General features: G+C 65.8%; 1 pseudogene. It reads left to right on the top strand.

The window, feature by feature from the left end:
* A pseudogene (locus GSQ95_RS26030) lies at nt 1-307 on the top strand (methyl-accepting chemotaxis protein); the annotation flags it as partial.

Genomic DNA, 307 nt, shown 5'->3' with positions numbered 1-307 from the left:
CGATGCCAGTGCCCACCAGGGCGATTTCCGCCGCATCGTCGCCGGCATCAACGGCACCCTCGACGCCATCGTGGCACCGGTCAACGAGGCCATGGGCGTCATGTCCGGCCTGGCCCAGGGCGACCTGAGCCGCACCGTGAACGGCAACTACCAGGGCCAGTTGCTGGAGCTGAAGAACTCCATCAATGGCACCGTTGGCAAACTGAACCAGATCATCGGCGACGTGCGGCTGTCGGCGGATGCCCTCGCCAGTGCCTCGGAAGAGATCTCCGCCACCGCCCAGAGCATGAGCCAGGCCAGCACCGAA

Origin of the sequence: Pseudomonas sp. BAV 4579, assembly GCF_009765395.1 — a bacterium.
In the GTDB taxonomy this organism is placed as follows: Bacteria; Pseudomonadota; Gammaproteobacteria; order Pseudomonadales; family Pseudomonadaceae; genus Chryseomonas; species Chryseomonas aestiva.
The sequence above is the reverse complement of the archived record's forward strand: the minus strand, read 5'-3'. Positions and strand labels throughout refer to the sequence as shown.